The 2,110-nt window shown below is 40.4% G+C and carries 4 protein-coding genes; 1 reads left to right on the top strand and 3 read right to left on the bottom strand.

Translation table 11 applies throughout. From position 1 onward, the window contains the following. Positions 1–38 precede the first annotated feature (38 nt). Positions 39–239 carry a hypothetical protein gene (locus QZ506_RS07025; RefSeq protein ID WP_291970030.1) on the top strand — a complete coding sequence of 67 codons (201 nt, stop codon included), beginning with the start codon at positions 39–41 and terminating at the stop codon, positions 237–239. A gap of 250 nt (positions 240–489) precedes the next feature. Here QZ506_RS07025 and QZ506_RS07020 read toward each other — a convergent pair whose 3' ends face one another. From QZ506_RS07020 to QZ506_RS21510, 3 genes are all read right to left on the bottom strand, one after another. Beyond that, positions 490–693, bottom strand: coding sequence for an HHA domain-containing protein (locus QZ506_RS07020; RefSeq protein ID WP_195315224.1), 204 nt, complete (start codon positions 691–693; stop codon positions 490–492). 62 nt (positions 694–755) lie between these two features. Then, a complete protein-coding gene (gene tomB / locus QZ506_RS07015) occupies positions 756–1,124 on the bottom strand; it encodes an Hha toxicity modulator TomB (RefSeq protein ID WP_252319656.1) in 369 nt (122 codons plus the stop codon). Positions 1,125–1,806: 682 nt separating this feature from the next. Then, positions 1,807–1,899 carry a hypothetical protein gene (locus QZ506_RS21510; RefSeq protein ID WP_367272982.1) on the bottom strand — a complete coding sequence of 31 codons (93 nt, stop codon included), beginning with the start codon at positions 1,897–1,899 and terminating at the stop codon, positions 1,807–1,809. Between the last annotated feature and the right edge of the window lie 211 nt (positions 1,900–2,110).

Genomic DNA, 2,110 nt, shown 5'->3' with positions numbered 1-2,110 from the left:
GCCATAAAGGCTGCGGATTCCCTTGACGTAAAATCAGTATGTTAAATCCAGAGCGTGGTGATGCATCCCGGAGCGATCAGCATTTTAATCCAAAACAGGCGTGTCATAACAGCATTATTCCCTATTATTCAACAAAGCCGCATTTTCTACCAAAACTGGCTTGGCAAAACAGCATGACTCACTATTATTCAACAAAGCCCATATTGAATACACGACCCAATAAAAGAAACCTACATTGAGATCAATGCATGTGATTTACAATTGTGATATTTACGTAAGCAAATGGCTTGGAGAGAGTAAAACGCCAGCGATGAGGCTGGCGTAAGATATTCACCCTAAATCATTTAGGTATATACCTGTGATACTTCAATTTGCTTCTGCGCTGGCTGCATACACTTGCCCGAATCGCTCACTTGGGTATGTTCATCAGGATTTTATCGCTTGCTGCCTGGCTGAAAATCGAATTATTCAAGGTATAAGCACAGTGATTTAACGTACGTATTTCCAAACGGCGGTAGGGACCTTGTCGTACAGCTTGTTCATTGTTAGCTCAGCTAAACGATGATCGGCGGCGGAATAAAACATTTCCAGCTCATCGCTGGACAACTCATACTTGTTCTTCTCGATAACGCGTTCAAGCGTGTCAATCGTTGTACACTTGCGTAAGCGCATCAAATAATCAATTTTTTTCATGGCGACCTTTATCAAAACAATACCAGCACCTGGTGGTTAATTAATATAAAAGCATCTATTGCTTAAGATTTAGCAGATGAACAGACGTTCTCCTGTGAGAACATTCCTAATAACGTGGCTTTAGATCGTTGCCAGCGTTGCAGTTCGGCACCATTAATTCCATAGTTACTGAACAAAGCATAGGTGTCATCTAAATACTGCTCGACCCGTTTTGAAAGCTCGTCTTCATCGGGGTATTTTATTTTAAATGTCAGAATAAATGTAGCTATATGCTCAATCAATTCATTTAATTGGAGATTGATCGCAGATGTTGGATCATTGACCCAGCCATGACTACTATCCCCCAATGTGGCGATGCTTTCGTCACAGAGATTTTCACACAAGAATCGGAGTTGGGCAATATCATAATGTTTCGGTGAGTACTCATCCATATCGTTCACTCCGTCATGCTGTTGTTCCACATTACCTCAGCCTGCTTTTGAAACCTGCAACGCTGATGGAACGTAATAGAAAACCCTGACAACAGTTGGTGACTCCTTGGGTTAAGTGATGAAATAAGCTCACATTTATCCTGATGGAGAGTGCGGATTACACGACATACCGCATCACCCATACGCTAACTATAGCAAAATAATCACAGATTATCGCAAAAAATAAGTAAGGTTTTTGACCCTATTTAATCATATAGACGATCAGTATAGCCGATATATATAAAGTTGATACTGTGTTTCATAATATTACTTTATTAAATTATCTTAAAATTAGAGCGAGAATTATCTTATAAAGGTTACTTGGGGGGGCAATATCATCACGCGCAGAAAGGAAATTAATTGTGTGATCGCTTGGGAATGGGCTTTTATTAACATATTGATATTTAATAAAAAGCCAGATCGTGTATTCAATATGTTGATTGCAGTGTGAAATGTCCGGTTTTGGATGTGGAATACAGTGGGCTTTGTTGAATAATAGGTAATCATGCTGTTTTTCCGTGCCAGTTTTGGTTGAAAATGCTTGTCATCTCAGGTGTACACTTTTCTCATGAGGCCTAACTGCATGATTTTACGTTGCGAGGATCCTTCGTTTCACTGTGCTGCCAGCATAAAATCTATTTATTCAACAAAGCCGGTTTTTCAGCATCAACTTCTGCATAGCGTGATTACGGTATGCGCTGATGGCTTTAATGGATATTCCGGATAGCTCACTGATTTTACTGTTATTTAGTCCCTGTTTGTAGCCCCATAATACCTCCCGCTCGCGTGGACTGAGTCACGGCACGGGCTTTGTTGAATAATAGGTAATCATGCTGTTTTTCCATGCCAGTTTTGGTAGAAAATGTTTGTCATCTCAGGTGTACACTTTTCTCATGAGGCCTAACTGCATGATTTTACGTTGCGACGATCCGTCGTTTCACTGGGCT

Origin of the sequence: Candidatus Symbiopectobacterium sp., assembly GCF_020054415.1 — a bacterium.
Classification (GTDB): Bacteria; Pseudomonadota; Gammaproteobacteria; order Enterobacterales; family Enterobacteriaceae; genus Symbiopectobacterium.
This window is presented reverse-complemented; position numbering and strand designations above follow the sequence as displayed.

What these genes read in the sequence shown, in the direction of transcription:
- QZ506_RS07020 (WP_195315224.1), bottom strand. Translation starts at nt 693, where the DNA reads ATGAAAAAAATTGATTATTTGATGCGCTTACGCAAGTGTACAACGATT.
- QZ506_RS07025 (WP_291970030.1), top strand. Translation starts at nt 39, where the DNA reads ATGTTAAATCCAGAGCGTGGTGATGCATCCCGGAGCGATCAGCATTTT.
- tomB (WP_252319656.1), bottom strand. Translation starts at nt 1,124, where the DNA reads ATGGATGAGTACTCACCGAAACATTATGATATTGCCCAACTCCGATTC.